This is a genomic window from Paraburkholderia sediminicola (genome assembly GCF_046026675.1).
Taxonomy (GTDB): Bacteria; Pseudomonadota; Gammaproteobacteria; order Burkholderiales; family Burkholderiaceae; genus Paraburkholderia; species Paraburkholderia sediminicola_F.
The window spans coordinates 2,613,471-2,640,398 of record NZ_JAQQEY010000002.1; the positions used below are offsets into that span (position 1 = coordinate 2,613,471).

The 26,928-nt window shown below is 60.6% G+C and carries 24 protein-coding genes; 10 read left to right on the forward strand and 14 right to left on the reverse strand.

Features of this window, described 5'->3' with window-relative positions:
- Positions 1-47: 47 nt before the first annotated feature.
- The 3 genes from PQQ86_RS31410 to PQQ86_RS31420 all read right to left on the reverse strand — a co-directional run bounded on the left by PQQ86_RS31410 (position 48) and on the right by PQQ86_RS31420 (position 3,183).
- Positions 48-1,379, reverse strand: coding sequence for an ABC transporter substrate-binding protein (locus PQQ86_RS31410; protein ID WP_408275957.1), 1,332 nt, complete (start codon positions 1,377-1,379; stop codon positions 48-50).
- 114 nt (positions 1,380-1,493) lie between these two features.
- Positions 1,494-2,513 carry a LacI family DNA-binding transcriptional regulator gene (locus tag PQQ86_RS31415; RefSeq protein ID WP_408199614.1) on the reverse strand — a complete coding sequence of 340 codons (1,020 nt, stop codon included), beginning with the start codon at positions 2,511-2,513 and terminating at the stop codon, positions 1,494-1,496.
- Positions 2,514-2,706: 193 nt separating this feature from the next.
- Complete coding sequence (locus PQQ86_RS31420; RefSeq protein WP_408275961.1) at positions 2,707-3,183, reverse strand: OsmC family protein; 477 nt, start codon at positions 3,181-3,183, stop codon at positions 2,707-2,709.
- A gap of 109 nt (positions 3,184-3,292) precedes the next feature.
- Between PQQ86_RS31420 and PQQ86_RS31425 the strand changes: the two genes are divergently transcribed.
- Positions 3,293-3,934: a GntR family transcriptional regulator gene (locus PQQ86_RS31425; protein ID WP_408275963.1), complete on the forward strand. Its 642-nt coding sequence runs from the start codon at positions 3,293-3,295 to the stop codon at positions 3,932-3,934.
- 3 nt (positions 3,935-3,937) lie between these two features.
- Here the strand turns inward: PQQ86_RS31425 and PQQ86_RS31430 are convergent, their stop codons facing one another.
- The gene (locus PQQ86_RS31430; RefSeq protein ID WP_408275966.1) at positions 3,938-4,276 is read right to left on the reverse strand and encodes a hypothetical protein; all 339 of its coding nucleotides are present in this window, start codon (positions 4,274-4,276) and stop codon (positions 3,938-3,940) included.
- Positions 4,277-4,470: 194 nt separating this feature from the next.
- Here PQQ86_RS31430 and PQQ86_RS31435 point away from each other — a divergent pair, with 194 nt between their 5' ends.
- The 3 genes from PQQ86_RS31435 (at position 4,471) to PQQ86_RS31445 (ending at position 8,073) form a co-directional block, all read left to right on the forward strand.
- A complete protein-coding gene (locus PQQ86_RS31435; protein WP_408275969.1) occupies positions 4,471-5,115 on the forward strand; it encodes an HD domain-containing protein in 645 nt (214 codons plus the stop codon).
- 114 nt (positions 5,116-5,229) lie between these two features.
- Positions 5,230-5,925: a glycine zipper 2TM domain-containing protein gene (locus tag PQQ86_RS31440; protein ID WP_408275971.1), complete on the forward strand. Its 696-nt coding sequence runs from the start codon at positions 5,230-5,232 to the stop codon at positions 5,923-5,925.
- 141 nt (positions 5,926-6,066) lie between these two features.
- Complete coding sequence (locus PQQ86_RS31445; protein WP_408275974.1) at positions 6,067-8,073, forward strand: bifunctional DedA family/phosphatase PAP2 family protein; 2,007 nt, start codon at positions 6,067-6,069, stop codon at positions 8,071-8,073.
- Positions 8,074-8,412: 339 nt separating this feature from the next.
- Here PQQ86_RS31445 and PQQ86_RS31450 read toward each other — a convergent pair whose 3' ends face one another.
- From PQQ86_RS31450 to PQQ86_RS31465, 4 genes are all read right to left on the reverse strand, one after another.
- Positions 8,413-8,997 carry a YceI family protein gene (locus PQQ86_RS31450; RefSeq protein ID WP_408275977.1) on the reverse strand — a complete coding sequence of 195 codons (585 nt, stop codon included), beginning with the start codon at positions 8,995-8,997 and terminating at the stop codon, positions 8,413-8,415.
- A 37-nt stretch (positions 8,998-9,034) separates the two neighbouring features.
- Positions 9,035-9,595 (reverse strand): YceI family protein, encoded by a 561-nt coding sequence (locus tag PQQ86_RS31455; RefSeq protein ID WP_408275980.1) that lies wholly within the window; start codon positions 9,593-9,595, stop codon positions 9,035-9,037.
- 68 nt (positions 9,596-9,663) lie between these two features.
- Positions 9,664-10,815 (reverse strand): porin, encoded by a 1,152-nt coding sequence (locus PQQ86_RS31460; protein WP_408275983.1) that lies wholly within the window; start codon positions 10,813-10,815, stop codon positions 9,664-9,666.
- Between the two features lie 114 nt (positions 10,816-10,929).
- Complete coding sequence (locus tag PQQ86_RS31465; RefSeq protein ID WP_408275986.1) at positions 10,930-12,579, reverse strand: FAD-dependent monooxygenase; 1,650 nt, start codon at positions 12,577-12,579, stop codon at positions 10,930-10,932.
- Between the two features lie 288 nt (positions 12,580-12,867).
- On the opposite strand from PQQ86_RS31465, the gene PQQ86_RS31470 reads away from it, so the two are divergent.
- The 3 genes from PQQ86_RS31470 (at position 12,868) to PQQ86_RS31480 (ending at position 14,924) form a co-directional block, all read left to right on the forward strand.
- Complete coding sequence (locus PQQ86_RS31470) at positions 12,868-13,332, forward strand: MarR family winged helix-turn-helix transcriptional regulator (RefSeq protein ID WP_408275989.1); 465 nt, start codon at positions 12,868-12,870, stop codon at positions 13,330-13,332.
- A gap of 118 nt (positions 13,333-13,450) precedes the next feature.
- Positions 13,451-14,020 carry a TetR/AcrR family transcriptional regulator gene (locus tag PQQ86_RS31475; RefSeq protein ID WP_408275992.1) on the forward strand — a complete coding sequence of 190 codons (570 nt, stop codon included), beginning with the start codon at positions 13,451-13,453 and terminating at the stop codon, positions 14,018-14,020.
- A 58-nt stretch (positions 14,021-14,078) separates the two neighbouring features.
- Positions 14,079-14,924: an SDR family NAD(P)-dependent oxidoreductase gene (locus PQQ86_RS31480; protein ID WP_408275995.1), complete on the forward strand. Its 846-nt coding sequence runs from the start codon at positions 14,079-14,081 to the stop codon at positions 14,922-14,924.
- A gap of 70 nt (positions 14,925-14,994) precedes the next feature.
- Here PQQ86_RS31480 and PQQ86_RS31485 read toward each other — a convergent pair whose 3' ends face one another.
- Entirely contained in the window at positions 14,995-15,324 is a 330-nt protein-coding gene (locus PQQ86_RS31485) for a 4Fe-4S binding protein (protein ID WP_408275998.1), read from the reverse strand.
- Positions 15,321-16,964, reverse strand: coding sequence for an FAD-dependent oxidoreductase (locus PQQ86_RS31490; RefSeq protein WP_408276001.1), 1,644 nt, complete (start codon positions 16,962-16,964; stop codon positions 15,321-15,323). Before PQQ86_RS31490 ends, PQQ86_RS31485 begins: the two co-directional genes overlap by 4 nt.
- Positions 16,965-17,258: 294 nt before the next feature.
- Here PQQ86_RS31490 and PQQ86_RS31495 point away from each other — a divergent pair, with 294 nt between their 5' ends.
- Entirely contained in the window at positions 17,259-18,026 is a 768-nt protein-coding gene (locus PQQ86_RS31495; protein ID WP_408276004.1) for a Crp/Fnr family transcriptional regulator, read from the forward strand.
- A gap of 271 nt (positions 18,027-18,297) precedes the next feature.
- Here the strand turns inward: PQQ86_RS31495 and PQQ86_RS31500 are convergent, their stop codons facing one another.
- The 4 genes from PQQ86_RS31500 to katG form a co-directional block, all read right to left on the reverse strand.
- Complete coding sequence (locus PQQ86_RS31500; protein WP_408276007.1) at positions 18,298-19,671, reverse strand: MFS transporter; 1,374 nt, start codon at positions 19,669-19,671, stop codon at positions 18,298-18,300.
- 119 nt (positions 19,672-19,790) lie between these two features.
- Positions 19,791-21,260 carry an aldehyde dehydrogenase family protein gene (locus PQQ86_RS31505; RefSeq protein ID WP_408276010.1) on the reverse strand — a complete coding sequence of 490 codons (1,470 nt, stop codon included), beginning with the start codon at positions 21,258-21,260 and terminating at the stop codon, positions 19,791-19,793.
- Between the two features lie 22 nt (positions 21,261-21,282).
- Positions 21,283-22,254 (reverse strand): amidohydrolase family protein, encoded by a 972-nt coding sequence (locus PQQ86_RS31510; protein ID WP_408276013.1) that lies wholly within the window; start codon positions 22,252-22,254, stop codon positions 21,283-21,285.
- A 430-nt stretch (positions 22,255-22,684) separates the two neighbouring features.
- Complete coding sequence (gene katG / locus PQQ86_RS31515; RefSeq protein ID WP_408276016.1) at positions 22,685-24,934, reverse strand: catalase/peroxidase HPI; 2,250 nt, start codon at positions 24,932-24,934, stop codon at positions 22,685-22,687.
- Between the two features lie 525 nt (positions 24,935-25,459).
- Here katG and PQQ86_RS31520 point away from each other — a divergent pair.
- Both PQQ86_RS31520 and PQQ86_RS31525 read left to right on the forward strand, forming a co-directional pair.
- Positions 25,460-25,762 (forward strand): ArsR/SmtB family transcription factor, encoded by a 303-nt coding sequence (locus PQQ86_RS31520; RefSeq protein WP_154567261.1) that lies wholly within the window; start codon positions 25,460-25,462, stop codon positions 25,760-25,762.
- A gap of 93 nt (positions 25,763-25,855) precedes the next feature.
- Entirely contained in the window at positions 25,856-26,917 is a 1,062-nt protein-coding gene (locus PQQ86_RS31525) for an alkene reductase (protein ID WP_408276020.1), read from the forward strand.
- The last annotated feature ends 11 nt before the right edge of the window (positions 26,918-26,928 follow it).

Sequence of the window (26,928 nt, forward strand, 5' to 3'; positions counted from 1 at the left end):
ACCGGCGACAATCCGTGCAGGCGGCGCCGGCCCAGTCGGGAAACGCGCTAGTTCTTGCCTTCGGCCTTGAAGACCTTGTTCCAGTCCTTGACCAGGAGATCGAGCGCTTCCTTGGCCGTGCCCTTGTCGGCCACCACGTAATCATGCACGCGCTTTTGCATGTCGAGCAGCAGTTCGGCGTAAGCGGGCTCTGCCCAGAAGTCCTTCACGATCGCCATCGACTTCAGGAAGGCCGGTGCAAACGGGGCGCTCTTTGGGAAGTCTGGGGCATCGACCACCGACTTCGCCGCCGAATAACCGCCCAGCTGCCACCATTTCTTCTGGACATCCGGCTGCGCGAACCATTTGATGTACTCGAGCGCGTCGTCTTTATGATCCGAGTACGAAACGACTGAGATGCCCTGCCCGCCCAACTGCGTGAACTGCTTCAACTCGCGCGGATTGACGAAGAAACCGATCTTGTCGCCGCCGACGTTCGGGTCTTTATAGAGTCCCGGGAAAAACGCAAACCAGTTCATCTGCATCGCCACCTGGCCTGACTTGAACGCGTCGAGTCCTTCCTGCATGTATGCGTTGGTCATGCCCGGTGCCGTGCAACACTTGTAGAGTGCCTTATAGAACTCCAGCCCCTTGACCGCGCCCGGCGAATTGACGAAGCCGTCCAGGTGATAAGGCTTCTTCGGGTCTTCGTATTCGAAGCCGAAGTTATAGAGCGCGTTGGTCACGCCCATCGTGATGCCTTCGGAACCGCGCTCGGTGAAGATATACGCGCCGTACACGGTCTTGCCGTCGATCTTGCGGCCCTGGAAGAACTCGGCGGTTTGCTTGAGCTCATCCAGCGTGGTGGGTGGTTCGAGTTCGCGTTTATATTTTTGCTTGAACTCCGCGCGCAACTCCGGGCGCGCGAACCAGTCCTTGCGATAGGTCCAGCCGACCGCGTCGGCCATTGCCGGCAATGCCCAGTAGTTCGGCGTATTCTTCGGCCACTCCGAATAACCGACCACAGTCGCCGGCACGAAGTCATCCATCGATATTTTGTTCTTCGTAAAGAAATCGTTGAGCTTGACGTAGTGCCCATTGACCGCCGCGCCGCCAATCCACTGGCTGTCGCCGATGATCAGGTCGCATAGTTTGCCATGCGAATTAAGTTCGTTGATGAAACGGTCCGCGTAACTGGTCCATGGCACGAACTCGAACTTCATCTTGATGCCGGTCTTGCTCGTGAAATCTTTCGACAGTTCGACGAGTGCGTTGGCCGGGTCCCATGCCGCCCAACATAACGTCAACTGCTTGCCCTGTGCTTGCGCGCCCGTCGCCATGCCGAATCCCAACGATACGATGGCCGCCGCCATTACCCTTGCCGACGTAAGACGTAACATGTGTCTTCTCCTTGTCTTTCTTGGGTCTCCAACCTGATATGGAACAGCGCCCATGCGCCGGGCGCCGTGTTTCGGCTCCAGCGGATTCAGACGGCAATCCGCGTGTCGCGAGCTTCAGGCATGCGCATTCTCACGAAGATAAATTCGGGTTTCCGGCGTTGGGATGGCGAGCGCGCCACGCACGTCGTTAAGAAAATTGATCGCTGCAAGGCCGGCCCAGTGCACGATGCCTCGCACGTCCTGATCGAGAATCACGTCGATCGCGCGTTCGGATAACTGGCTGCGGGTCTCCGCGGTGCATTCATGGCCGATCACAACCAGACGGGTCTTGTCGCCGGATTCCTGCAATGCCGCGGCAATCCCGGAGATACCGCCGCCCGTTGCATAGATGCCGACCAGGTCCGGATGGCGTGCCAGCAAACCCTGCGCGGCGAGACCCGCACCGTCGTCGTCTTCGGCGAAATCGGGCTCGGCGATCCAGCGCAGATTGCGAAAGTCCTCTTCCAGAACCTGCGAAAAGCCGGTGCGCCGTTCAAGTTGATCGTGCAGGCGTGACGAGGCGGAAAGCACCGCCACCGTGCCAATGCGGGAACCGAGAAATCTGCCCATCAACAAACCGGCCGTACGACCGGCGATCCGGTTATCGACACCGACGTACGCGGCGCGGCGGCTTGACGGCAGATCGGAGAACACCGTGACGACGGGCACGTTCGCCGCGTTCAGGTCTTCGATCAGACGTTCTACCCATGGATAGTCGAGCGGCACGAGTACGAGCGCGTCGTAGCCGGCCACCTGTTCGGCGAATGCGGCGGTGTCGCGTTGACTGGAGAAATCGCAGCGATAGAACGAAGGGATGATGCGGTGTTCGCGAAAGAAGCTCGCGGACAACGCAATGCCGCGCTCGACGTGATCGAGAAAGCGCGAGTTGATCTGCGGAAGCACGAAAGCGACACGAAACGAACCGGCCTTCGCCGGGCGGCCGCGACTTGCGCGTTCATCGCGCAGCGTAGCCAGCGCCAGATGAACGCGCTCAGCGGTTTCCGGACGCACGGCCTGATCGTCGCGCAACACACGATCGACCGTGGCCACGCTAACGCCCGCACGACGCGCAATCATCATACGTGTAGCCGGCATGTGTCTCCTCCGGTGCCGAGCCAGAAGTCATTTTGTTTTATGAAGGTAGCTTTTTCTACACGAAATGCAAGTTTTTTTACTTCGATAAATCCATCATTTTTGATGACATTGTGCAGTGCACACGGAGGTGTGAACCAATTGGCAACCCCGTGCCGAACGCTCGCTATGCCGAATCACTGGCGCCGCACAACCGTCAGTTCCCATCCGTCCCGATGACCGGCTCGCACAGAATTGGAAAGTTAACCGAGTTCGCGATATAGCACTTCTCATGGGCCATGTGATGCAAACGCCCGGCCAGTTCGAGATCGCCGCCGGCCCGAATGACGACATGCGGGCGTAGAACGATCTGTGAAAAACGGCCCTGCTCCGGACTATCGAGCATCGTGCCTTCCGCGCTGTCGCGATAGCTCAGAACAACGATGCCCGCATCCGAACAAAGATGCAGATACCAGAGCTTGTGACAGGCGGACGCTGAGGCGACCAGCAGATCTTCCGGGTTCCACCGGTTCGCGTCACCGAGAAACGCTGCGTCCGATGATCCGGGAATGTCAGGCTTGTTTCCCGCAGCGATGATGTGGTCCCGACCGTATTCACGGTATCCCGAGGTGCCGCTGCCGCGGTTGCCAGTCCATTGCACCGATACCCCATATTTGTGCTCGCCGAACGCCATGCCAATCTCCTTCGCTGTTGACCCGGATTTGATTTCGCAACAGGTACATTCTAAATGCGCACACCCATTTTGGTATACCATTATTCCAAACGACAGGAACCCGACGCACATGAACCACAAACTGGATTCGACGGCCGATGCCATCGCCGTCTCACTACGCGAACTGATCGCGACCGGCGAACTGGAGGATGGCGCACGGCTGGTCGAGCGCGAACTCGCCGATCGCTTCGGCGTGAGCCGGGTGCCGATGAGGGAGGCCATACAAAAGCTCGAGGGCGAAGGACTGGTCGAACTCATGCGCAATCGCGGGGCGGTCGTGCGCACCTTGACCGAGTCGGACCTGGACGAGATTTACGGCCTGCGCATCTTGCTCGAAGGCGACGCCATTTTCCACGCGGTCAAACGCATGGACAGTGAGACGTTATCGCGCGCCGAACTCGTTCATCGGCTTCTGGGAGATGCCGATACCGCGCAAAGACAGGGTGAACTGAATCGCGAGTTTCATGAACTGCTATACCGGCCGTGTGCAAACGGCCGGCAATTGAAAGCGATCCGCGAGTTGCGCGCTCAGGTCGAACGCTACGAGCGATTGCAAAGTACGCTGCTCGCCGACACACCGGCGTTCCAGGACGAGCATCTCAAGATTCTCGAAGCATGCGAGGCTGGCAACGCTCGCCTCGCGCGATCGGTGACAGTGGAACATCTCGCTTCGGCGAAGCGCATTGTTCTGCAACTGGTTCGGGCTGAATGATTACTACTGCCCGAACGCTTTTCCCGTTATGTTCGGTGCGCGAGGATCCGGGCTCATATTCAGGCTGGTGCCGTTTGCCCGCATGTTGTTGAGCACCGGACCCGATCCAGTGCCGCCGGTTCCTCCGATCACTGGGGCGTGGCCCACGGTGCCCCCGCCTGGCGTTGGGCTCAGCCCGGCCGCGCCCGCCCCCAAACCCGTTCCCTGCCCCGCGCCGTTCATCCCACCTGCTTGCAAACCGACCATACCATTGGCGTTGAGGTTTGCCGATTGAGCGCAAGCCACGCCCGTCAGACCCATCACCAGCGCCGCGGCCAACATGGTCTTTGTTACGATTTTCATAGCCCACTCCATCATGCCGTCGAATTGCCCGACCTATGCTTCCCACACATCGTAGCGACGTCGAGCCAACGACGCTTGCAAAGGAACCCGGTCAAACAGTAAGACTGTCCGCCAGCCACTTTTGTTCATCGCTGAAATTCAGGGATTGATCGACGATCGGCGATAATCTGCGGCTCTTTTTCTCGCCCTATACCATGACGAAACCTGCCTTCGCCCCATTTCAGGACCTCGCCGCAATCTTGTTGCCTCACGCATACGACGACAACGGCGACGGCTCCCACGACACCTCACACCTGCAGCGTGTCTGGAAGAACGCGGCCGCCATCCAGGCGGAAGAAGGTGGCGATGCACAGGTGCTGTTCGCCTCGACGCTGCTGCATGACTGCGTCGCGGTAGAGAAGAGTTCACCGCTGCGCGCGCAGGCCTCGCGGCTGTCAGCGGAAAAAGCCGCGCGCGTGCTGGCGTCGCTCGGCTGGCCGGATGCGAAAATTCAGGCCGCGGCGCACGCGGTGGAAGCGCATAGTTTTTCGGCCGGCGTCGCGCCGACCACGCTCGAAGCAAAAACGCTGCAGGATGCCGATCGGCTCGACGCCATTGGAATGCTGGGCGTCGCGCGTTGCTTCTACGTGGCCGGCCGGATGGGCCGCGCCTTGTACGACCCGGCCGACCCACACGCGGCGGAGCGTCCTTTGGACGACACCGCGTACACGCTCGACCATTTCCATACGAAGCTGCTGAAACTGGCCGCCGGTTTCCAGACAGCAACCGGCGCGCGTCTGGCGAAGATTCGCCATGATCGTCTGCAGCGCTTCCTCGACGAATTTACCGACGAAATCTGAGCGGGCCCATCTTCGTCGGCAAGTTGTACAAATGCTTACAAAGCAACGTGCATCCGGCGTCCACCGGCCGCGCTGCTGCGGCGTTATTGCAGGCACCTACCCGCGGAGCCCGCAATGAACACGAACCTCACTTCCAGTAATCCGCAGCGCAGCCGCATTCACCCCCTGGTCGCCGGCGCGGCGGTAGCCGTCATCCTGGCAAGCGCCACCGGCATCGCGGCGATGACTGGCCTTCTGCCTACCTCGCACGCCGTTACCGAGCCCGTGCAGGCGGCCACCACGGTCGCGACGCAGGTTGCCGGCGCGCCGGTCGCCGCGCCCCAGGCGGCCCCGGTTCAGCAAACGGTTCAGCAAGCCGCACCGGCACGGCCGCCTGTGCATCACACGCACAGCACGCCCGCCGCGCAGGCACCGAGGTACGCAAACAATCAGGGCTACCAGGCACCCTATGAACCCGCGCCGGCAAGGCCGGTCGCCGACCCTTATGCGGGCGAAGTCGTCGCCATCAACACGGTGCAGGCGCCTGAGCCGACCACCGGGCTCGGCGCGCTAGGTGGCGCGGTGGCCGGCGGCCTCGTCGGCAATCAGATCGGCGGAGGACGGGGCAAGATTCTCACCACCATCGCGGGCGCTGTCGGCGGGGGTCTTGCCGGCAACGGGATCGAGCACGCCGTGCGAAAGCAAACCACCTATCAGGTTCAGGTGCGCATGCAGGACGGCAGCTACCGCAACTTCAGCTACCCCACGCAGCCGGACGTCCAGATCGGCGAGCGGGTCCACGTATCCGGCGATTCGTTGACGGCTTCGTAACCGGCGAACGCATCTGGCGACTTGCTGACGGCTTCGTGAGATTGTGCGCCGGCATGTCGCCCGATGCCCGTTGGCAAAAATGTGCGGCAGCGCAGCGCGCGTTATGATCAACCGTTACGCCAGAACGGCTGATCGCGCACGATGGAGCATGCCTACATCCACCTTTTGCATCTGCTTGCCGGCCATCCGGCGTGGATGCTCACGGTCGTCTTTCTTGCGGCCTTTCTGGAGGCCATCGCCGTCATCGGCACCTTCATCCCGGGCAGCACCGCGATGTTCCTGGCCGGGGCATTGGCCGGCACGGGTTCACTGAGCCTCGGCTGGGTGTTCCTGTGGGCGATCGGCGGCGCCATCGCCGGAGACGGCATGAGCTTCTGGATCGGCGGCCGCTACAAGGACAGGATCGTCCAGTTCTGGCCGTTCCGCACCCACCCGTTGATACTCGACGCCGGCCACCGCTTCTTTCAGAAACACGGCGCCAAGGGCGTTGTGTTCGCTCGCTTCGTCGGACCATTACGAGCGATCGTGCCGGTGGTGGCGGGCATGCTGGGCATGACGCCGCTGCGCTTCTACGGCATGAACGTCCTGTCGGCGCTGCTATGGGCTCCCGCGCATATCCTGCCGGGCGTGGTCTTCGGCGCCTCGGTGCTGCTGGCCGGCGCAGTGTCGTTCCGCCTCGTTGTCATCATCGCGTTGCTGGTGGGCATCGTCTGGCTGAGCTTTCGCGCGATGGAGTTCCTGGTCTCGCATGCCAGTGCCTGGTCGAGCGCGGCGGGCCGCTATCTGGGAAGCTGGGCGTGCCGCCACCCAGGGCCGTTCGGCCGGTTCGCGCGGCGGTTGCTCGACCCCGAACAGCCGGATGCCAGCAGCATCGTGTTGACGTCGCTGGTTGTGCTCGCGGCGGGTGCGCTCTTCTTCGGAGTGCTCGAAGACGTCGTCAGTGGCGATCCGCTGGTGAGCGTCGATCTGTCCGTCTATCACTTCCTGCAATCGGTGCGCACGCCATGGAGCGACACGGTCCTTGCGGGCGTGGCGACACTCGGCAGCGTCTTTACGCTGACGGCGGTGGTCGTGACGGTGGTGGTGTGGATGCTGCTCGAACGGCGTTGGCGCGCCATCGGCTACTGGCTAGCCGCGGTCGTGTTTTCCCAATTGCTGATCTTCGCCCTGCAATTCGCCATGCACCGTGCGCCGCCCAATCAAATGCTATCCGACGCGTACGTGTTTCCGAGCAATCACGTCGCCGCGACGGTGATCGTCTACGGCTTCCTCGCGTTCCTGCTCGTGCGACGGGTCGGCATGCTGGAAGGTTTGCTCGTGGCGACCGCGAGTATGGTTGTCGTGATCATGGTCGCGCTCGCAGGGCTTTACTTCGGCAGGTACTGGGTCTCCGACGCGATCGGCGGCGCCGCGCTCGCGTACATGTGGGTAGCCATCGTCTCGCTGACGGCGATATTGCGGTATCCGGTAGTGCCGCCCTCGCGCGGCTTCATGCCGGTCGTGGTTCTGGTGGTCATGCTCGCGAGCGTGGGCGTGCAACTGAGCATCAATTCTCCCACCGCAGCGCCGGACAACATGCCGCGCCCGCAGCCCGTGCTGGTCACAGAAGCGCAGTGGACAGCGTCGCTGTGGAAGAGACTGCCATGTTATCGCTCGGATATGGGCGGCGACCACAAGGAACCGCTCACGCTGCAATGGGTGTCGAACATCGATTCGATCAGGGGGCAACTGCGCGCCCAGGGATGGATCGAGGGCACGGACCTTTCCGCGCGCAGCCTGCTCTCGCTTGCCTCGCCGAACGTCGCGGCGACCTCGCTGCCGGTATTGCCGAAGCTGAACAACGGCGTACCTTCGTCGCTGGTCTTCATGCGTCCCGGCGACACGCGCGACGAACGCGACGTCCTGCGTTTCTGGCCGAGCGGCTACGCAGTGGAGAACGGTGCGTCCGCTACTCCGCTGTGGGTCGGGTCCTTTGCCCACGAGCGGCTCTCCCGGGCGTCGTGGCCGATTAACATTCTGCGAGTCGACAAGGAAGAGTCGTCGTTCGATGCGCACGCAAGGGCAGGCGCCGACCTCAGCGCGGCGCTCGTGGCCAGGGTGAGTTGTCACGGCGTGCCGGTGTCGCTGCTGACCTCGCCGGTGGAATGAGCGGCTCGTTGCCTGGGTCTGCCAGGATGCGCGGGTTCGCCGTACCGATCAGGAAATCGCTCTGCGCTCAATCACTTGGCGGCTTTGGCCAGGACTTGTCCACAAGGATATGAACATTTTCTGTGGATAACCTTAGCAAGGCGATCCGTCGAGACGCTGGACGGTTATAGCGGTCCGTTTTGAAAGACGGCAATGTCAAAGCAAAGGACCGCGGACATAACCATGACCAGACGTCTCAAATGGTTAACGATCGCTTGACGATTGTGCCGGTGGTTTTATCCGGCACCGTGGCCATTACACAATATCCCGTGCTCGACATGGTGGCAGGGCGATGCCGCCTTATTGCCTGATACCTTCAGCCTGAATGTGCAGCACCGTTTGCATCCTGAAGCCGTATGTCTTGCCCATGTCAACGCCGAAGTTCGACCGGTCGAAACTCGCGGTCGATTCCGTTCCGCACACTTCACGTTTAAGCAGCGGGTTCTGGAAGCACTTGAACGACTCGATCTTCAGATTTAGCGGTTTCGTCACGCCGTGCAAAGTCAACTCGCCGATCACTTCGACCGGCACATCGCCCTTGAACGCCATCGACGTACCCTTATAGACAGCGGTCGGGAATTGAGTGGCATCGAAGAATTTCGAGCTCTTCAACGCCGTATCCAGCGTATCGTTGCCGATATCCACCGACGTCATGTCAATAGTCGCTTCCAGCGTGCCGGTTCTGGCTTCGCGATCGATCGTCACCGTGCCGCTGCTCCTGTTGAACTTGCCGCGCCAGATCGAGACGCCACCGAAGTGATCCGCTTCAAAGCTGGGGTACGTATGCGTGGGATCCAGTTGATACGTGGTCTGCGCTGCCTTTGCGCCGAACGATGTGCCTGCGGCCAGAGCGGCGATCGCTACCGTCAAAAGTTGCTTCTTCATTTTTGCTTCTCCTGGGTGTTCTGAGCGGTTTTTCTGCTTATTTTTTGGCTTCGACAATGTGAAACCTGATTAAGACTTCGTCGGCGACGACCGACGTGTCTTTCCATTCGCCTGCGCCGATGTCGAACTGGCTACGCCTGATCGGCAAGCTGCCGTCGAAGGTTTGCGTCGCACTCTGCTGCGTGACGGTGACCGGCATCGTCACGCTCTCCGACTTGCCCTTGATGGTCAGCTTGCCGCTAACCTTGAACTGGTTGCCGCCAGCCGGTGCAATGGTGCTTGAGACGAATGTGGCATTGGGAAACTGCGCCGTGTCGAACCAGTCTTTGCCGCGCACCTGCTGGTTGTAGCTCTGGTCGCCGAGATCGTAGCTAGCGGTGTCGATGGTCAGCCGCGCGCTGCCCGCCGTCGGCCTGGCCGGATCGAAGACAAGCTGCGTAGTGAACTTCCTGAACGTCCCGTCGACAGGCACGTTCATCTGCTTCGAGGTGGCAGTTACCGTGCTTTTCGACGTATCGACCTGCGCATACGCAACGCCCAGAAAGGGCGACATGGTAGCCGTAGCGGCCAATATCAGTTGACGGAATCGGAGTTTCATATCTTCCTTACGCGTCCAAATAAAACATATTGTTATCCTAACTATGCAATCGAACGAAAAAATGACATTTAGAACAGGTGTCGAATACCCACCATCGCACCGGTTTGACCCATGCCCGGCAATGGCGTCGAAGCAGGCGGGACCACGCCACCGTCAATCGAGAACGCTGCGTTACGTTGGTTAAACACGTGCCCTGCCGTGACGTATACCGCAGTGCCCTTGGACAGGAAGTACATCGCGCGCGCGGCGATCACGGAGCCCCCCGCGTCATTGCTGTTCACGATGATATGGCCGAACTGTGCGTCAAGCGAAATATATGGAACGGGCAAATAGGATCCACCGATCCACCAATAGTTGCTGGTCGCGTCGAAGACTTTCGGCGTCTGCACGCCGTGATTGATCCGGTGTTGGAATCCCGCGCCGAAAGTCGAGTTGCCAAACTTCACGTAGCCGTCGATGAGGGCGCGTGTATCGGTTTGCGAGCTAAGAGGTAAGGGCGAACCCGTGCCGCCCCCGCCGTAGTTGCGGTCGATGGCCGCCGCCGCGCCCCACTTCCCGGCGTCATATTTCACCATCGCAGACATGGACTTGCAGGCCCGCCAGTCAGTCGGCGATTGGCCGGCGCACCCTCCGGCCGGCGCACTATCCGCCACGTCACGTCCCAGTGAATACGTCGCGCCCACGGTCAGTCCCGAGGACGTGAAGGTATAGGCGATCGAATTGTCAACGCGCGGCTGGGTCAAGTAGGGGTCAAGATCGGCGGCGGCAAAGATATTCGGAGCGAGCGTGTCGCCGGTTAATGCCGCCCAGAAGATTTGCGAATACTGCCGCCCGAGGGTCAACGTCCCCCACCGCCCCGCAAGCCCGACATAGGCCTGCCTGCCAAACAGACGTCCCCCTTGATTCAGCGTGCCCTGTGCTGGAGCGAATCCCGACTCCAATACAAAAACCGCACTCAGACCACCACCCAGATCCTCTTTACCACGGAGGCCCCACAGCGATGGTAGCGAGGCTGTGAGAGACGGCATATGCACTGAGCTGGATTTTTGAGCACCGACGTTCGTCACATATTCAACGCCGGTATCGATGATCCCATATAGGGTGACAGAGCTCTGCGCATGCGATACGCCTGACGCACATGCCGCAAGCGACGGAAGCGTCCACCAAAACAGCCGGTGCCATGAATGGCCACCTCTGGCCCGATTCAACCGTGCGCTCATTTTTTCGTCTCCAATGTTGTTGAAATCTCAAGACGACGGCACACCCGCGTCGTCGCGCGTCGAGTCTGCTGCGTGGGGCTGACCGAATGATTTGCTTCGATTCAGCCGGCTCCGTCAGCGGCTGCTGATCGAACCCAACGCGCGGTTTGCGTTGCTATGTCCTGTCACCTTTGCGGCGAGATCATCGACGGCCTGCGGGAGCCGGTCGCCGCGCCACGCGACATGCATGTCGGGCCGCACGAGGATCAGGTCGCGCTCATAGACGGTTCGAAGCCTCGAATCCGCGAGCACGAGCACATCGAGTGGCGAGCCGAGCGTTTCGAACGCGGCGAGCAGCGGGCTCGCATCATGCCCACCCGCGACGTCGATCAACGTGTAGCGCTCCGGCCGCAGCCGGTCCTGGATGGCGCTTCCGTCGGTGAGCCACATATGGGGAAGCCGCGCGCCCGGCCACGTAGTGGGAAGATAGGCACGCAGATCGTGCTGCGGCCCTCCCGGTACATTGTCGACAATGGGCGAATCCACATAGCGATAGCCTAGTTCCGCGCCGATCATCTCGTTTGCTTTGCGCTGCTCCACGTTCGCCACAACGGCCAGATGGGCACGAGCAGTCGCCCCTGCGGGTGTATCGTCTCCAATCTCCGGGCGCACCTCGGCCAACCATGCGCGATATCCAAGCGACGCGTAGCGCGATGCGCCGACAACCCGCTCGCCAATCTGGCGCCGTTCAGCTTCGTAGGAGGCCAGCAACCCCGGGCCGCCCCATCCTTGCAGCGTGGCGGCCAGCTTCCAGGCAAGATCGGTTGCGTCGCCAACGCCGGTGTTCATGCCGAGACCGCCCGTAGGAATCACGAGGTGCACCGCATCGCCTGCGAGAAACACCCGTCCCTTTCCATAGCGTTCGGCCAACAGCAGATTCTGCCGCCATTCCGCGCAATACAGCATCTCGTAGGGCAACGCAACGCCGATGATCCGTTCGAACATCCGTCGCATCTCGTCATCGCTCTCGACAGCGGAATGGACCGTCCAATGTCGTGTGGAATCCTGCATGATCATGAACGTGGGAGGCCCGCCCGCCACCAGATAGTGCCGCCCCCGGCTCGGCCCGTTGCCAATCGGAAGCCGCTCGTAGAGTTGCTCGCAGTAGAACAGGCCCTGTCTCAGTCGCGCAATGTTGCCCTCGCCCTCCAGACGGATGCCCAGTTGCTTACGTACATGGCTCGCGCCACCGTCGCAGCCCACGAGGTAAGCGGCCTTCAAAGTTCTTCTCACACCGTCGGCGGCATTGACCGCCACCAGAACGGCTTCGTCCTGCTCGGTGAATTCCAGAAACGTCGTACTCCGTATCACCGTGACCGCCGGCAATTGCTCGGCCACCTCAAGAAGAAGCGGTTCCAGTGTGTACTGAGAAATGAGCTGATAAGGTTCGAGCGGAAGGCTGCCGTCGTGGCTCTCGAGCGTGAGCGCGCGAGCCTCCGCCACCGACGGATAGGGCAAGCGCAGTATCGGAGGCTCCGCCATGGAGCGGATGATCTGGATGTCCATGGGGACGTCCTCGGGCATGCCGGCGGCCCGGATGCAGTCCGCGAGATCAAGCCGCCGGAAGATCTCCATGGTCCGCGCGTTGCAACGCTCCATTTTCGGCAAAAATTGGGGCTCCGCCTTTTGCTCGACGAGCACACACGCTATGCCGCGCTTGCCAAGATCGATCGCAAGTGTCAGCCCGACCGGCCCAGCTCCGACAATGATGACTTGAGTGTCCAAATCCGATCTCCGTTCGTATAGATCGTCATTGCAATTGTTATTTTTATTAGCAATGCCAATGAAGTGATTGAAAGACCAACGCTGAATATTTTTTATCCAGCAGGCTCGATCGATCCGACGCCTCCCTCACGTCTGCGCTGGTTCAGCATATGACGCGTTGCTCACTCAGAAAGAGGCGGGCTATCCGAATTCGCCCGGATAACATTTATTTGATTTTTCAACTAGATTTGAAATGGAGTATAGTTGATTTTTCAAATATACGCACCCATGTAAACCCGCAACCCACCGATGACCATGAAGACACCGAAGCGACCACAAGAACTCGAACAGGCGATTCCGTTCCTGCTGACACGGGCCGGAGGCCGAATGGGAAACGCATTCGCGAAGGCACTGAAACCGTTCGGCCTGAACCTCAGCGAATGGCGAGTCTGTGCCTCGTTGCTGTACGTTCCGCGCCAGACCTTGTCTGAGTTGTCGGTGCATGCAACGTCTGATATTTCCGCCCTGTCCAGGATCATTGATCGTCTTGAGAGCCAGGAGCTGGTCAAGCGCGAGAAGAGCACGACGGATGGACGATCAATCAGGATTGCCCTGACAAGCAAGGGCGACGAACTGGCGCTGCGCATCGTCCCGGTCGCGAAGCAACATGAGTCGGTGATACTGAGCGGCTTTACTGCAAACGACGTTCAGGTGCTTCGCGCCATGCTGCTCAAGGTGTACGAAAACGCCGGCGCGCTCGACGACCTTGTTTGACTCGACTCACTCGTTCGCGGCTGAAGTGTCATTCTTCGCCCCATCGTCTGATCGGCACTCATCCCAAAAAGTGGTTATAATTGAGCGCGTAATCACTCTATTTATCTTCAGACATACGATGGCACGCCCTTTGAGTCCGGAAAAACGCGGCGCCCTGCTGCTGTCTGCAACGCAAATCGTTGCTGAACAGGGCGTGCTGGCCACCACGGCGGGCATCGCCCGGCGCGCCGGTGTGGCGGAAGGCACCCTGTTCACCTACTTCGAGAACAAGGACGCGTTGTTCCAGGAGCTGTACCTGCACCTGAAGCAGGATTTGGCGAGATCCGTGATGCCGGACTATCCACACGATGCAGGCTACCGGCAGCGTATGCAGCACGTCTTCGAGCGCTATGTGAGTTGGGGACTGGCCAATGCCGCTGGGCGCTTTGCCCTCTCACGGCTTTCGGCCTCCGGCCACATACTCGACGACACACGAGCACAGGGCATGGGACCGTTTCTGGCGGTGTCCCAGATGATGGAGGACGCCGTGCGCGATGGCGTGCTGGTGGACGCCTCGATCGCATTTCTTTCGTCCATCATTGAGCACATCGCCGACACAACGATCGAGTACGTCGACAAGCACCCTGAGAGTGCCGAACGTCACCGTCAACTCGGCTTTCATGTCGCCTGGCGGGCAATCACGGTCTAAAAATTTTCGATTATCATTGAGTGCGTACGCGCTCATTATTTGAAAGGAGAACGCTATCATGTCAAATCAGAAGTGGTTCATTACCGGCGCGTCCGGCGGTCTCGGGCTCGCCCTCACGGAAAAAGTACTGGCCCAGGGGCATCCTGTGGTTGCAGCGGTGCGCCGTGTCGAAGCGATGCAGGCGTTGAAGCAGGCCCATCCGGATCTGCTCCAGGTGGAGTCGGTCGACCTGGCCGATCACGAACAGGTTCGGGCCGCCGCAGCGCGCCATCCCGATGTCGACGTGGTCGTCAACAACGCGGGCGGCGCCGTGATCGGCGCGATGGAGGAAATGAGCGAGGCCGATATCGAGCAGCAGCTTGCGCTGAATCTGCTGGCGCCAATCCACGTCACGCGTGCCTTCCTCGGGGCGTTGCGCGCAAAGAAACGCGGCACGTTCATCCATGTCAGCAGCGTCGGCGGACGCGCGGCCTTCCCCGGAGGCGCGCTGTACCACGCCGCGAAGTTCGGTCTGGAAGGCTTTGCCGAAGCGGTGGGCCAGGAAATCGCCGAGTTCGGCATCAAGACCATCATCATCGAACCGGGCTCCATCAAGACCGGCTTCGTGGCCAATATCCGCTGGACCGCAGAACTCGATGAATACAAGGACAGCGCGGTTGGCAAGCTGCGCCGCTGGATTGCGGAAAACGGCGACGCATACGCTTCAGGCGACCCCGTGAAAATAGCCGACGCCATCTATACGGTCAGCCAGATGCCGAAGCCGCCGCTGCGCACCGTCCTCGGCGGAGATGCCTTTTCTGTGCTGGAAACCGGCTACGCCGGGAGTCTGGCCGCGCTGCAGGCACAAAAGGACATCGCCGAGTCCGTGATGTTCGAGGGCAAGACTGGCTTCGTGCCCGAGTGAGCGGTGCCGCTACCCCTTTGACGAGGGGTACGGCGTCTCGCCGAAGCTATGGCACTGCTGCCGTCTTTCATCAATTGATAGGCGTCAGTAGTGCGTAACTTGCATCAAGCGCGGCGGTAGAGCTGCGCCCCGGACCCCAGCCGAGTGCTTCGCGATAGCTGCCGAGGCGCACACCGTGCGGAAGACGTGCTTCCTCCACCGCGACGGCCGCATCGGCCTGCGGCGCAACGAACAGGGCATCAGCTGGACAGTACAGCTCGCACATGAAGCAGGTCTGACAGTCGTCCTGCCTCGCGATCCGCGGAATGCCACCCTCCACCGCCTCGAATACATTAGTGGGGCACGCGCGGACGCAGATGTTGCATCCCGTGCAGCGCGATTCGCTCAAAAGTTCGATCATGCATGGGCTCCTTGATGTTCAGCTGGCACCAACCCCGTGTCCACCTCCTTCCTGCGGACCCATACGTCGTCGAGGCCTCCGCTGATCAATCTGTGACGCTGCCCGGCATCGATCGACTTGTATTCCGCGCGTCGATGCATGCCGCGCGTCTCGGTACGTACCTGCGCGCTGCGATACATCCAGCGCGCGGTCGCAACCATCGCCGCCGCCTCTCGCGCACGCACGGCCTCGTGCGCGCCGCGTGCCGGCGCGCGTGCGCGCAAGCCGGCCCACAGTGCGTCGAGGCGGCTCAGCGAATCGTCCAGCAGGTCCCCGCTGCGCGTCCAGTTACGCTCATACGGGAACACCTCGCCTTGCACGGCCTTCACGACACTCGCGCTGTCAAAAGGCGTGTTGTGCGACGTGTCGCGCAAGCCGACATCGCCCGCGCAATAGAGTCTGCCGGTCCCGGCGCGACGCTTCGCGAGCGCGTGGTCAGCGGCACCGGCGCCCGCCCAGAAACCCGACGACATCGCCCATGCTGCGTTATGGCTGCCGCCTCCAGTGAACCCGCCGCAAATCATCTCGCGAGTCGCGGCGTCGCCTGACGCGTAGAGACCTTCCACCGACGTCGAACAATCGCGGCCCGTGACATGCAGGCCACCGGTTCCGCGAACCGTCCCCTCCAACCTGAGCGTTATCGGGAAGTGCTGGGTGAAGGGATCGATGCCCAGCCGGTCGAAAGGCACGAAGAAGTTTGGTTGCGCCGTGCGCATCCACACGCGAACCTGTTCGTCCGCGCGGTCGAGACACGCGAACACGCGGCGCGTCTGCAGCTCGCGCGCGATGATGCTGCGCCCGAATGCCGAGCCTGCTCCCTCGAGCTTCACGCCCTGTTCGTCGTAGAACGTCGCCCATTTGTAGAACAGAGATTTGGTGACCGAAGCGAATGCCGGACCAAGACCATAGGCATTCGAGAACTCCATGCCGGACATCTCCGCGCCCACCTCGGCGGCCATCAGGTGGCCGTCGCCAGTCAACACATTGCAGCCGAGCGCGCGGCTCTGAAACGCGCAACCGCCCGTTGCAATCACCACAGCCTTCGCGCGCACGACCCACGTTTCCCCGCTCTGGCGCTGCACGCCGCGCGCGCCGGCAACCGCGCCGCCCCCATCCACGAGTAGTTCGAGGGCTGGGCTGTGATCGAGGATGCTTGCACCGCTCTCCTTCACGCGCTTGCGCATCAGCCGCATATAATCCGGCCCCTGCAGCGATGTGCGCTGCTCCTCGCCATTTTCGTCGACGGGAAACGGATAACCCCACTCTGCAAGCTGGTGGACATTCACCCAGGTTTGCTCAAGAACACGATCCATCCAGTCGTGTTCCGCAAGCTGGCCTCCCAGATCGAAACGGCTCTGTTTCGCCCGCTCTCGTGTATCGCTCTGCGGCGAGACATACCAGATCGCGGTGCCTGACGGCGCCGTCGCGCCCGAGGTCCCGCAGAAACCCTTGTCCGCCAGCACGACCTTCGCTCCCCTCGCTGCCGCGCTAATCGCGGCCCAGGTGCCGGCCGGACCGCCACCGACGACCAGCACATCGACATCATGACGCGTAGCTGCGGTTGCATCGTCCAGCGCGCCGCTCACAATCGGTTGACTCATATAAATCTTCTCCCATTAGGGCGAGGTCCAGACGGCTCGCGTTCCATCATCCCGCCGGCAGACGTCCGGCGCTCACAAAAAAACGTCCTTAAAGCGGCCCTGCACCCGTGCCGCGATACACGTTTATCGTTTATCGTTAATCGCCCGAGACATTCCATTCAACACAGCTCGCGTTTATCGATTCTTCGACTCAAACACCCCGAACCGGACTGCCGCATGCAAGCTCCACCCCAAAACCTTTCCCCTGTCGACCGCGCTGAAGATATCTCCGCCAAAGCAGCGGCAAATCTGCCATTGCAGTCGAGCGGCCGCGATCTGTCACGCAGGCAGCGGGAGATCATATGGATTGCGTTCCGTAACCATGAGGGCCTGCGCGCGTGGCCCGAAGCCGTCCTCGACACCCTCGTCGAAGCTGGCCATCTGCGCACATATGCAGATGGCCAGCTGATTTATCTCGCCAACGATCCCTGCACCGATATCCACATCATTCTTTCCGGCATGCTCGAATGGGGATGGCCAAGCACCCAGGGCATTCGGGCCGTCGAGACTTTCATCCCGCCAGGCGAGCTGGCCAATCTCACCGCCGTGATGACCGATCAGCGCTCCATTCACAACCAGCGGGCGCGCGGACTCACCCGGCTTTTTCACATTCCCGCCGCTGCGTTGAACGCCACACTCGAACGCGATCCGACCCTCACCGTAAGCCTGCTCCGTTTACTCGCCACACGTGCGCGCCACCTTCACGACTGCCTCGGCAATCTTGGTTTGATGTCGTTTCGCGCGCGCCTCGCCGGCCATTTACTCGCACTCGGCAAACGCTACGGCCACTCCGATAATGATGGCGTTACGCTCGGCATCCGTCTGTCACAGGAAGATCTGGCTGCACTGCTCATGGCCTCACGCCAGCACGTCAACAAGGAACTGCGCTGGTTCATAGACCGGCAACTCGTGCGTATCCGGTACGGCCGGATCACCTTGATAGATACCGCCGAACTCGAATCCATTGTCAGGCAGCCATCCGCCCATCCGATTGAACCGTTCGAGCCGCACCGCCCCGTTTGAGCAGCCGCACCAGATCGCTATCGGTATGATCTTTCGCCGTCGTATTCAAACGACGCCGGGGTCATTATCCAGGTTGGCTGTTTGGGCAATCTGTCGTTGACACGACAGTGCTATGCTGTTTTTCTTTTATCTAAATGACGCCATGGATTAAGCGGATTCAAAACGAAGTCATCGCTGCGGCCATGCAGGTTCCCGCCGTCACATAAGGCTATTTATATTAGTTTTACTAAGTTAATGATCGAAGCGCTCTCTCTGAATCTGTCACAACCCACTAACACTCAACGCAATCGATCCGATTTCTCGCCGAAGCACGGCTGAGGAAAACAAGCATCAGACACGATGCCAGCGCGGGCACCGCAGCCGCGACAAACAACGCGGTATTCGACCATTGCAGCCTGATCAGTTGTCCGGCCACCACAGGACCGATAATTGAGCCCGCCCGGCCGATTCCCAGACTCCAACCAACCCCGGTGGCCCGCAACGAAGTTGGATAGAGCGTCGCGGTCAACGCGTTGACCGCCGGCTGCCCGCCGACGATGCAGATTCCGCTTATCAGCACGACGGCATAGCGCAACCCCGTTGATAGATCGGGCAGACCAACAGATGCTACCGAAAATGTGGCGACCAGAAAACTGAGCGCCAGCACACGATAGAAGCCGAAACGGTCCATCAACGGACCAAGCACCAGCGCGCCCGCCGTACCGCCGATCTGCAATGAGGTGCCGATGAGCACAGCCGTCGCCACCCCGTGTCCGATTCGCAAGGAAAGCATCGGAAGCCAGTTCGACAGGAAAAAGAGGTCCAGCAGATTCGCGAAGTTGATCCCCCACAGCAGCAGCGTGATCGTGCCGCGGCCGTGGTGAAACAGCTCGCCAACGGAGGCCTTCGCTTGCGACTGCCCGCGAACGGCAAAGCGCGTTCCCGGCGCAAGCTGGACGTTCGGCGCGATTCGCCCAAGCCACTGAGCCACCTTTTCCAGGCTGCGCTGTTTGACCACCAGCAGTTGGAGCGATTCCGGCAGATACCTCGCCATCGGGACGGCAATGAGCAGCGGCAATACGCCCCCAACGAAGAACACCGACCTCCAGCCCATCGACGGGAGCAAGGCTGCGCAAAGAAGTCCTCCAGCAATGGCCCCACCCGTGAAGCCACACGAGACCCATGTCATCAGCGATGCCCGATATTTCTGCGGACTGTATTCGCTGACCAGCGCGATAGCGTTACCCATCACGCCGCCGATCCCGAAACCGGTCAGGAAACGAAGCACAAGAAATTCCGGCACACTCTGAACCAGAGTGGTACCGAGCATGCATAGCCCATAGAAAACGGTCGCGCCAATGAGTACCGGCCGACGCCCCGCACGATCGGCCATGGCGCCGAGAACGATGGAGCCCGCGAGCATCCCCAGCAAGCCGGCACCGAAAATAGGGCCGAGCTCGGCCGGGCTGATGCCCCACGCACGGACAATCGCAGGCGCGACGAAACCCATTGTCTGCACGTCGAATCCATCCATCACCACCGAGCAACCGATCATCACCATGATCCATTTCTGGAAGGTGCTCAATGGCTGGCTATCGATCAACGCGCCAATGTCGACGATCGAAGCAGGCGTCTCTTCGACTCGCTGCGCAGTATCGGGGGTCACAATTCACCTCGCTCCGTTGGCGCATGAAATCGTGCGCCAATAGGTCATTCCTGTCTTCTCGACGTTGCCTGGCGACGCGGATCCGTGCCCGTGTGCGGCGAGCCCGGCACAACGCCGTTCTAGAATGGATAAGCCGGAAGTTCGTCGCGGCTCGTCACCCACTGCCATTCCGTGAACTGGTCGATGTTGGTCAGGGTGCTGTAGTTATGTCCGTTGCCGGACAAACCCAGACCGCCCATCGGACCAAACACCTCGTGCATGACCGTCTGATCATTAATGTGGACGATGCCGGCATGCAGTCGATCCGCAATCCGCTGGGCGCGACGTAAATCCGAAGAAGCCACGGCCGCGACCAGGCCATACCGGTTCTGATTGGCGAGCGTGACCGCTTCGTCATCGTTCTTGAACACCGTCACCGCGGCGACGGGACCGAAAATCTCTTCCTCGAACGCAGGCATCCCCGGCGCGACGTCCACCATAACGGTCGGGTTAAAAAACAGCCCGTCGCGACTCCCGCCAGCGAGAACCTTCGCGCCCTTGCTCACAGACTCAGCAACGATCCGATCGACGTTTGCAGCCTGCCGTTCATTGATGATGGGGCCGAGATGGACATTGCCCTTGAAAGGGTCATCAACCGATAGAGCCCTGGTTCGCCTGACGAGGCTTTCAATGTAGGCGTCAGCAATGCGTTCATGAACGAGATGCCGGCCCGCAGACATGCAGACTTGCCCCTGATGCAAAAACGATCCCCACGCTCCAGCGCTCGCCGCAGCTTCGACATTGACGTCGTCAAGCACGATGTAGGGATTCTTGCCGCCGAGTTCGAGACTCGCTCGCTTGAGCAAGCCGCCCGCTACGGCGCCGATCGCTTGCCCGACCCGCGTGGATCCTGTGAAGCTGATCATGTTGACAAGAGGATCCCGGACCAGCGCGTCACCGGTTTCCGTCGCACCGGGAAGGACATGGAACAGCCCCTCGGGCAGCCCCGCCGCCTCGAATAGCCGCGCATACAGGACGCCGCCGCTGACCGGCGATTGAGGGTCGGGCTTGAGCAGCACTGCATTGCCGGTGGCGAGCGCCGGAGCGATGGCGCGCGCCGCCAGAATGAACGGAGAATTCCACGGGGTAATAACACCGACCACGCCCATGGGAATTCTGCGCGCTACGCTATGTCGCTCCTTCACGTCGCTTGTCGTGATCATCCCGGTTGGCTGGCTGCCCAACGCTGCCGCTTCGAGAATCTCGCGTATCGCCAGCTTCACCTCCAGTTGCCCCTTTGGCCGTATCGACCCAGTCTCGCGAACAATCTGAACGGCGATTTCCTCTTTGTGAACCTCCAGCAAACGGGCGACCTCGCGCAACACATCCCCGCGCTGAGGCCCTGGCGTCGCGGCCCAGGCGCGTTGCGCCTCGGTCGCGATCGCGGCGGCGGCGGACACATCGGCAGCCGATGCGCAACCAATCGATCCCAATTCCACGCCGGTCGCCTTCTCGGTCACCGGGATCGTACCCGCGCCTCCGGTCTTCCATCCGCCGCTATAGATTTTGTTACGCCACACATCTGCTGGTGCCAATTGAGTCACGGACATTCGATTTCTCCTATTCCTCGCATCATTCAAGACCGAACAAACGCTGTGCGTTTTCCCGTCCAATCTTCACGCGATCCGTTTCGCTGATCGAGCATGTGTCGAACCACTGGGACGCCTCGTCATGCGTTTCGAACGGATAGTCCACCGAATACATGATCCTGTCGCTGCCCATTTCCAGCATCGTGGACAGCAACGTCTGCGTTCTGAAATTTCCGCTCGTCGTGACGTAAACATTCTCCCTGAGGTATTCGCCCACGCTGCGCTTGCAGGGCAATCCTCGCGGCGCCTTCTGGAGAATGTGGTCGACACGCCAGATGTTGAACGGAATCCCCTCGCCGAGATGGCCAAGAATCATCTGCAACTCAGGATTGCGGTCGAAGAGACCGGAGGTCATCAGCCGCAGTGCGTGAGTACTCGTCTCAACCGCGAACGCCCAGGTTGCGGCGGTCAGCCATGGGAAACCATCGTAGATCGGTTCGCGCGACGGCAACGGATCGCGAGGGTGCATATAGAAAGGCTTGCCGAGCGCCGCCGCGCTCGCCCAGAAATCGGTGTATTGCGGGGCATCGTAGTACACAACGTTTTCCGCATCGCCCACCTGGGAAAAGCCATTCACCATGAAGCCATGGAATCCCAGATCTTTCACGCTTCGCTCGAGTTCGCGTGCCGCCGCTTCGGGGTCCTGCATAGGCAACGCGGCAAATCCGCCCAAACGGGATGGATGGCGGCCAACATGTTCTGCGAGGACATCATTGGCCCGTCGCGCGACATCAATCGCCTGTTTAACGTCCGGGATACCCTGGATGCCAGGCGAGTTGAGTGACAAGATTGAATACCCGGTTCCGCCCTGCTCCATCCGCTCGAGTCTCTGCTGCTCGATGTCCATCAGATTGGACTTCAGCATTTCCCAAACGGCGGCAGGCGCATAAATTTTCGACTGTTCGATAGTGAGGTCTATCGCAAAGTGTTCCTCAAGCGCAATCTTGTTTCTCATTGATCTGCTCCAATTCAAGGCATCGCAACCTCATCTGCAAAGCGAAGATGAGGCGCATCACACGGGTTTGTCCCAGAAGCTAATTTATTTGATTTTTCAACTATGTTGCGACTGAGTGTACTTGATTTTTCAAGTATGTGTGCACCGAGTAAACCCTGAATCGACTGGCAGACACCCGCAAGCAACGCAACGGTCGAGTCGCGGGCCAAAGTGGGCCGCTACGAAACCTAAGGAAGGGAGAGGACGATCATGCAGGCTGAGGCAATGACGCGAATATTCGAGTCACTCAGGCTGCACGGTATGGCATGGACGCAAAAAAAACGGTGCGACTCCGATATAACCGGAGTCGCACCGCGACATGCAGAATTACCTTCGCAAAGTGAGGCAAAGTGCCGTCAGGGTTGCGAGCTTGACGGAACCCTCACCCTGCTCAGGCGAGGTCGAAGCGGTCGAGGTTCATCACCTTGACCCACGCTGCGACAAAGTCGCGAACAAATTTCGCCTGCCCATCCTCGCTTGCATAGACTTCGGACAGCGCCCGCAACTGAGCGTGCGAACCAAACACCAGATCAACACGGCTACCGGTCCACTTCACCTCACCGGTTTTGCGGTCGCGCCCTTCGAACACGTCCCGGGAGACCGGTTTCCATTCCGTACCCATGTCGAGCAGGTTGACGAAAAAGTCGTTGGTCAGCGTTTCCGGCCGCTTGGTGAAGACACCATGCGAATCCTGCCCGCTCTGAACCTTCAGGGCGCGCAAGCCGCCGATGAGCGCCGTCATCTCGGGTGCGGTCAGGGTCAGCAATTGCGCCTTGTCGATCAGCAATGCCTCGGCCGGGACACTGTACTTGCCCTTCAGATAGTTACGGAAACCATCGGCGACGGGTTCAAGCGCTCCAACGGATTCCACGTCGGTCTGATCCTGCGACGCATCCGCGCGTCCCGGCGTAAATGCCACGGTCACCTGATGGCCGCCGTTTTTCGCGGCCTGCTCGATGCCGGCGCTACCGGCCAGCACGATCAGGTCGGCCAGCGATACCTTCTTGCCGGACTGCGCGCCGTTGAACTCGCTCTGGATCCCTTCCAGGACCTTCAGTACCTTCGCCAGTTGCTCGGGCTGGTTGACCGCCCAGTCTTTCTGCGGGGCGAGGCGAATGCGCGCGCCGTTGGCGCCGCCGCGCTTGTCCGAGCCGCGGAAGGTGGATGCCGACGCCCAGGCCGTCGACACCAGTTGCGAAACGGACAGCCCTGACGCCAGAATCTTCTGCTTGAGCGAGGCGACGTCCTGATCGTTCACCAGAGCGTGGTCGACCGCCGGAATCGGGTCCTGCCAGATCAGTTCTTCAGCGGGCACTTCCGGTCCAAGATAACGGGCGCGCGGTCCCATGTCGCGGTGAGTGAGCTTGAACCATGCACGGGCGAAGGCGTCGGCCAGTTGGTCGGGGTTCGCCAGGAAGCGCCGCGAAATTTTCTCGTAGACGGGGTCGAAGCGCAGCGAGAGGTCGGTGGTGAGCATCGTCGGCCGCTGCTTCTTCGCGGCATCGTAAGCGTGCGGAATCGTTTCGCCGCCATCCTTGGCGACCCACTGGTTGGCGCCGGCGGGGCTCTTGGTCAGTTCCCATTCGTACTTGAACAGGTTCTCGAAGAAGCCGTTGCCCCACTTCGTCGGCGTGGTGGTCCAGGTGACTTCCAGTCCGCTGGAGATCGCGTCGGCGCCCTTGCCGGTGCCAAAGCTGCTCTTCCAGCCCAGCCCCTGGTTCTCGAGGTCGGCGGCCTCCGGTACCGGACCCACATTGTCGGCAGGACCGGCGCCGTGCGTCTTGCCAAAGCTGTGGCCACCGGCGATCAGCGCGACCGTTTCCTCGTCGTTCATGGCCATGCGAGCGAAGGTTTCACGGATGTCATGTGCCGCAGCGAGCGGATCAGGATTGCCGTCGGGACCTTCCGGGTTGACATAGATCAGGCCCATCTGCACGGCGCCCAGCGGGTTTTCCAGGTTGCGTCCGTTGTCATCGCGGCTGACTTCGCTGCCATGCAGTTCTGGATCGGCCACGATCACACCTTCGCCGCCACTGCCGGCAGCTCCTTTGCCGTAACGGACATCGCCGCCCAGCCAGGTCTTTTCGTTGCCCCAGTAGACGTCCAGGTCCGGCTCCCAGGTGTCGGCGCGACCGCCACCGAAGCCGAATGTCTTGAAGCCCATGGTCTCGAGCGCGACGTTGCCGGTAAGGATCAGCAGATCGGCCCAGGAAATTTTCTGGCCGTACTTCTGCTTGATCGGCCACAGCAGGCGGCGAGCTTTATCGAGGCTGACGTTGTCCGGCCAGCTGTTGAGCGGCGCGAAACGCTGCTGACCACGCCCGGCGCCACCGCGGCCGTCGCCGATGCGGTACGTGCCGGCACTGTGCCAGGCCATGCGGATGAAGAACGGACCATAGTGGCCGAAGTCTGCCGGCCACCATTCCTGCGAGTCGGTCATCAGTGCCGCAAGATCCTTCTTCACCGCGGCGAGATCGAGGCTCTTGAACGCCTCGGCATAGTTGAAGCCGCTGTCCAGCGGGTCCGACTTGCTGGAGTGTTGGCTAAGCAGATCCACCCGCAGCTGCTTTGGCCACCAGTCACGGTTGGTCGTGCCACCTCCGGCAGCATGATTGAACGGGCACTTTGCATCGTTTGACATGCACTATCTCCTTGGGGAATGTACCCACTACCAGTTCTTCCACGGCGTCTGGCTTCTACGGTGCATCGCCGAACCAGCGCCAACGGGCGGTCGGGAAATCACATGATGGGCTCTTTTTGATGTGCTGGCACTGTCACCCAGCGCGCATAGCCTTCGTCCGATGACGGACGTCTTGGCGTGTATTGGACCAGGATTGGTCCGCGTCGGCAGGCCTACTGCACATAAAAATATATGTGAGAGCGGCCATCAACAGAATGCGATTTTTGCAATGCTATTGATAGATCGTAACTATAACGTGACAGATGCCTTTCATATTTACCGTCATGTGCGCCTTCCAGCGCCGTGGAGAGTGCGGCTTATTTGTGCGTCTACATCTATCGACCCCATAGCCAGTAGTGGCTTCAAGCATATCGTAAAATTCCGATATATGATTCGTCTTGTAGCGATGCAGATGAATGGCCGCTAACGCGCGTCATACCTGCCTGTTGTTGACGATCTGAAGTTGATGCCCTGAAACCGACCCACATGACGCTCGATATCGACGCGATTCACAAAGCGCTTGCCAACCCCGTACGGCGGGAGATTCTCGGTTGGCTGCGCGAGCCGTATGCGCATTTCTCCGACCAGGAGCTGCCACTCGATCACGGCGTGTGCGCCGGCAAGATCGACGCGCACTGCGGCTTGTCGCAGTCAACCGTGTCGGCGCACCTCGCCGCCTTGCAGCGCGCCGGTCTGGTTACGTCGAAGCGGGTCGGTCAATGGGTGTTTTTCAAACGCAACGAGGCTGTCATTCAAGCTTTTCTCGAGCACATGAACACCGAGCTCTGAGCGCTTCATCCGCATCGCCGCGTTTTTTCGCTTATTTCATCACGCAGTTTTTTAAGGCCGGGGCCACGCGCCCGCCACCTAAGGTGAACTCATATGCCGACTCTTTTTGACCCGCTCCAGATTGGCGACATCACGTTGTCGAACCGCATCATCATGGCGCCGCTTACGCGCCAACGCGCCGAAGAAATCCGCGTGCCGAACGCGCTGATGGCGAAGTACTACGCCGAACGCGCAACGGCAGGCCTGATCATTAGCGAAGCTACGTCCGTTACACCGCAAGGTGTCGGTTACGCCGACACCCCGGGTATCTGGTCGCAGGAGCAGGTGGAAGGCTGGAAGATCGTCACGAACGCCGTGCACGCAGCCGGCGGCAAGATTTTCCTGCAGCTGTGGCACGTCGGCCGTATTTCGGACCCGCTGTTCCTCAATGGCGAACTGCCGGTTGCGCCTAGCGCCATCCCGGCGCAAGGCCACGTGAGCCTGGTGCGTCCGGAACGTCCGTACGTGACGCCGCGCGCACTCGAACTCGACGAAATCGCGGGCGTAGTCGAAGCGTTCCGCAAGGGCGCTGAAAACGCGAAGGCAGCAGGTTTCGACGGTGTGGAAGTGCATGGCGCGAACGGCTATCTGCTCGACCAGTTCCTGCAGGACAGCACCAACAAGCGTACCGACGTCTACGGCGGCCCGATTGAAAACCGCGCCCGCCTGCTGCTCGAAATCACTGACGCCTGTATCGACGTCTGGGGCGCGAACCGTGTCGGCGTGCACCTCGCACCGCGCCGCGACTCGCACACCATGGGTGATTCGGATCCGGCAGCGACCTTCGGTTACGTGGCACGCGAACTCGGCAAGCGCAAGATCGCGTTCATCGCCGCCCGCGAAGCACTCGGCGACGACCGCCTCGGCCCGCAACTGAAGAAGGCGTTCGGCGGCCCGTACATCGCGAACGAAAAGTTCACCAGGGAAACCGCGCAGCACGTGCTCGACGCGGGTGAAGCGGACGCGGTGGCCTGGGGTCAACTTTTCATCGCGAATCCGGATCTGGTGCGCCGCTTCGCGACGAATGCGCCGCTGAACAAGCCGAATCCGGCAACCTACTACGCACGCGGCGAAACTGGCTACGTGGATTATCCGACGCTGGAAGCAGTGGAATAAGACGTTCGGTT